We start from the raw sequence: 4,985 nt of genomic DNA, 5'->3' as shown, positions 1-4,985 counted from the left end.
AAAAAACTTTGAGTGAGTCAGACAAACATACAATGGAGAGTTTGATCCTGGCTCAGGATGAACGCTAGCGGGAGGCCTAACACATGCAAGCTGAGCGGTAGAGTTCCTTCGGGGACTTGAGAGCGGCGTACGGGTGCGGAACACGTGTGCAACCTGCCTTTATCAGGGGGATAGCCTTTCGAAAGGAAGATTAATACCCCATAATATAATTGATGGCATCATTGATTATTGAAAACTCCGGTGGATAAAGATGGGCACGCGCAAGATTAGATAGTTGGTGAGGTAACGGCTCACCAAGTCGATGATCTTTAGGGGGCCTGAGAGGGTGATCCCCCACACTGGTACTGAGACACGGACCAGACTCCTACGGGAGGCAGCAGTGAGGAATATTGGACAATGGGTTAGCGCCTGATCCAGCCATCCCGCGTGAAGGACGACGGCCCTATGGGTTGTAAACTTCTTTTGTACAGGGATAAACCTTTCCACGTGTGGAAAGCTGAAGGTACTGTACGAATAAGCACCGGCTAACTCCGTGCCAGCAGCCGCGGTAATACGGAGGGTGCAAGCGTTATCCGGATTTATTGGGTTTAAAGGGTCCGTAGGCGGATCTGTAAGTCAGTGGTGAAATCTCACAGCTTAACTGTGAAACTGCCATTGATACTGCAGGTCTTGAGTAAGGTAGAAGTGGCTGGAATAAGTAGTGTAGCGGTGAAATGCATAGATATTACTTAGAACACCAATTGCGAAGGCAGGTCACTATGTCTTAACTGACGCTGATGGACGAAAGCGTGGGGAGCGAACAGGATTAGATACCCTGGTAGTCCACGCTGTAAACGATGCTTACTCGTTTTTGGGCTTTCGGGTTCAGAGACTAAGCGAAAGTGATAAGTAAGCCACCTGGGGAGTACGAACGCAAGTTTGAAACTCAAAGGAATTGACGGGGGCCCGCACAAGCGGTGGATTATGTGGTTTAATTCGATGATACGCGAGGAACCTTACCAAGGCTTAAATGGGAATTGATCGGTTTAGAAATAGACCTTCCTTCGGGCAATTTTCAAGGTGCTGCATGGTTGTCGTCAGCTCGTGCCGTGAGGTGTTAGGTTAAGTCCTGCAACGAGCGCAACCCCTGTCACTAGTTGCCATCATTAAGTTGGGGACTCTAGTGAGACTGCCTACGCAAGTAGAGAGGAAGGTGGGGATGACGTCAAATCATCACGGCCCTTACGCCTTGGGCCACACACGTAATACAATGGCCGGTACAGAGGGCAGCTACACAGCGATGTGATGCAAATCTCGAAAGCCGGTCTCAGTTCGGATTGGAGTCTGCAACTCGACTCTATGAAGCTGGAATCGCTAGTAATCGCGCATCAGCCATGGCGCGGTGAATACGTTCCCGGGCCTTGTACACACCGCCCGTCAAGCCATGGAAGTCTGGGGTACCTGAAGTCGGTGACCGTAAAAGGAGCTGCCTAGGGTAAAACAGGTAACTAGGGCTAAGTCGTAACAAGGTAGCCGTACCGGAAGGTGCGGCTGGAACATCTCATTTTAGAGCGTCTTTAAGACGATAAACAAAATTAGTACCGTAAGGTACATGTACTTACTTCAAAGTAAAGCTTTAGTTTTTTTATTGGTTGATTTATATTAAAAATACAAACCCACTAGAAATTAGTATCAGGGAACAGAGAGACGGGGTACGAGTTAATGGATACGGATAACCCGGCACCAGAAACACGGAACTCGGAACACAAAGAGTCTCGTAGCTCAGCTGGTTAGAGCGCTACACTGATAATGTAGAGGTCGGCAGTTCGAGCCTGCCCGAGACTACTAATTAAAGCGGATGGCAAATAGGTTTTAGCTGCTGGCAATTAGCCAAAAGCAAGAAGCCAAAAGCTGGAAGCACCTAGAGGGGGAATTAGCTCAGCTGGCTAGAGCGCCTGCCTTGCACGCAGGAGGTCAAGGGTTCGACTCCCTTATTCTCCACAGTTTTGGAAGACTGGTTTAAAAGTTACGGATGGAGCCAAAAACAACATCTGTTCATCAGTTTGAAGAAAAGAAAAATAAGATCATTGACATTAACGGTAAAGACATCACAAAGAGAAAACCGAGCACTTATAAGTGCTTGAGTAACCTAAAAATAGGAAAGAAATCGTTAAGGGCGTATGGCGGATGCCTAGGCTTTCAGAGGCGAAGAAGGACGTGGTAAGCTGCGAAAAGCTACGGGGATTGGCACACACGAATTGATCCGTAGATATCCGAATGGGGCAACCCAATACATTGAAGATGTATTACTCTGATTTATCAGAGAGCAAACCCGGAGAACTGAAACATCTAAGTACCCGGAGGAAAAGAAATCGAAGAGATTCCGTAAGTAGTGGCGAGCGAAAGCGGATTAGCCCAAAAGCTTTTATATGTTTAATAGAATGTTCTGGAAAGAACAGCCATAGAGGGTGATAGCCCCGTATATGAAAGGCATATTTAAGTGATAAATGAGTAGGGCGGGACACGTGAAATCCTGTCTGAATATGGGGGGACCATCCTCCAAGGCTAAATACTCCTGAAAGACCGATAGTGAACAAGTACTGTGAAGGAAAGGTGAAAAGCACTTCGAATAGAAGGGTGAAATAGAACCTGAAACCGTACGCCTACAAGCGGTCGGAGCAGATTAATTCTGTGACGGCGTGCCTTTTGCATAATGAGCCTACGAGTTAATTTTACTAGCGAGGTTAAGGTATTAAGTACCGGAGCCGGAGCGAAAGCGAGTCTGAATAGGGCGCATAGTTAGTAGGATTAGACGCGAAACCTTGTGATCTACCCATGGGCAGGTTGAAGCTCTGGTAACACAGAGTGGAGGACCGAACCGGTTGACGTTGAAAAGTCTTCGGATGACCTGTGGGTAGGGGTGAAAGGCCAATCAAACTGGGAGATAGCTCGTACTCTCCGAAATGCATTTAGGTGCAGCGTCGTATATAAGTTTATTAGAGGTAGAGCTACTGATTGGATGCGGGGGTTTCATCGCCTACCAATTCCTGACAAACTCCGAATGCTAATAAATGTTCTACGGCAGTGAGGGCATGGGTGCTAAGGTCCATGTCCGAGAGGGAAAGAACCCAGACCAACAGCTAAGGTCCCCAAATATATGTTAAGTTGAAGCAACGCGGTTGGACTGCATTGACAGCTAGGATGTTGGCTTGGAAGCAGCCATTCATTTAAAGAGTGCGTAACAGCTCACTAGTCGAGCGGTCCGGCATGGATAATAATCGGGCATAAACATATTACCGAAGCTATGGATTTATAATTTATTATATCTGGTAGGAGAGCATTCTGTTTGCGCCGAAGCAGTATCGTGAGGTATTGTGGAGCGGACAGAAAAGAAAATGTAGGCATAAGTAACGATAAAGGGGGCGAGAAACCCCCTCACCGAAAGACTAAGGTTTCCTCAGCCATGCTAATCAGCTGAGGGTTAGTCGGGACCTAACGCGAACCCGAAAGGGGTAGTGGATGGACAATGGGTTAATATTCCCATACTTGCTCACACTAAAAAGGGGACGGTTCGACGTAGCTATTGAAGACGGACGGAAGTGTCAAGGCCTAGCCTTCGGGCGAAGCTGCTATAGTGAAATCGGATCCAAGAAAAGCCGAAGTGAAGCAACCCGTACCAAAACCGACACAGGTGGTCGAGGAGAGAATCCTAAGGTGCTCGAGTGAGTCGTGGCTAAGGAACTAGGCAAAATAGTCTCGTAACTTCGGAAGAAGAGACGCCATCAGCAATGGTGGCCGCAGTGAAGAGGCCCAGGCGACTGTTTATCAAAAACACAGGACTCTGCTAAATCGAAAGATGCTGTATAGGGTCTGACACCTGCCCGGTGCTGGAAGGTTAAGGAAGGGCGTTAGCGTAAGCGAAGCGTTTGACTGAAGCCCCAGTAAACGGCGGCCGTAACTATAACGGTCCTAAGGTAGCGAAATTCCTTGTCGGGTAAGTTCCGACCTGCACGAATGGTGTAACGATCTGGGCACTGTCTCAGCCACGAGCTCGGTGAAATTGTAGTATCGGTGAAGATGCCGATTACCCGCAATGGGACGAAAAGACCCTGTGAACCTTTACTATAACTTCGTATTGACTTTGAGTAAGTAATGTGTAGGATAGGTGGGAGGCTTTGAAGCAGGCACGCTAGTGTTTGTGGAGCCGACGTTGAAATACCACCCTTTACTTACTTGGAGCCTAACTTCTTTTAGAAGGACATTGCGTGGTGGGTAGTTTGACTGGGGTGGTCGCCTCCAAAAGAGTAACGGAGGCTTTCAAAGGTACCCTCAGCACGCTTGGTAACCGTGCGTAGAGTGTAATGGCATAAGGGTGCTTGACTGTGAGACCAACAAGTCGATCAGGTGCGAAAGCAGGACATAGTGATCCGGTGGTTCCGTATGGAAGGGCCATCGCTCATAGGATAAAAGGTACTCCGGGGATAACAGGCTAGTCTCCCCCAAGAGCTCACATCGACGGGGAGGTTCGGCACCTCGATGTCGGCTCGTCACATCCTGGGGCTGGAGAAGGTCCCAAGGGTTGGGCTGTTCGCCCATTAAAGTGGCACGCGAGCTGGGTTCAGAACGTCGTGAGACAGTTCGGTCTCTATCTATTGCGGGCGTTAGATGTTTGAGAGGGCTTGATTCTAGTACGAGAGGACCGAATTGAACAAACCTCTGGTGTATCAGTTGTACCGCCAGGTGCACCGCTGAGTAGCTATGTTTGGAAGAGATAAACACTGAAAGCATATAAGTGTGAAACTCGCCTCAAGATGAGACATCTTTTAAGGGTCGTGGGAGATGACCACGTTGATAGGCTACAGGTGTAAAGTTGGTAACAGCATAGCCGAGTAGTACTAATTACCCGTAGATTTATTGCCTATTGGTTCTCAATAAAGCCTTATAAGTGCAACCAAGGTTTTGCCTTTGTGATGAAATTTACCGATAAAAACGGTTCAAGGTTCAAT

Annotated in this window: 2 tRNA genes and 2 rRNA genes; all 4 read left to right on the top strand. The window is 48.0% G+C overall.

From position 1 onward, the window contains the following. Window positions 1–29 precede the first annotated feature (29 nt). The 4 genes from HHL20_RS19425 to HHL20_RS19410 all read left to right on the top strand — a co-directional run bounded on the left by HHL20_RS19425 (window position 30) and on the right by HHL20_RS19410 (window position 4,898). Window positions 30–1,546: ribosomal RNA gene (locus HHL20_RS19425) — 16S ribosomal RNA — on the top strand. Between the two features lie 204 nt (window positions 1,547–1,750). Continuing rightward, window positions 1,751–1,824 (top strand) — tRNA-Ile (locus HHL20_RS19420). A gap of 82 nt (window positions 1,825–1,906) precedes the next feature. Next, a tRNA-Ala gene (locus HHL20_RS19415) sits at window positions 1,907–1,980 on the top strand. A gap of 159 nt (window positions 1,981–2,139) precedes the next feature. Continuing rightward, window positions 2,140–4,898, top strand: a 23S ribosomal RNA gene (locus HHL20_RS19410). The 16S and 23S rRNA genes sit together here with 2 tRNA genes alongside, the layout of an rRNA operon. Window positions 4,899–4,985 lie beyond the last annotated feature (87 nt).

It is taken from the genome of Chryseobacterium cheonjiense (assembly GCF_012927265.1).
GTDB lineage: Bacteria > Bacteroidota > Bacteroidia > Flavobacteriales > Weeksellaceae > Chryseobacterium > Chryseobacterium cheonjiense.
Note: the sequence above shows the minus strand (reverse complement) of the source record. Positions and strands in the feature narration are given on the sequence as shown.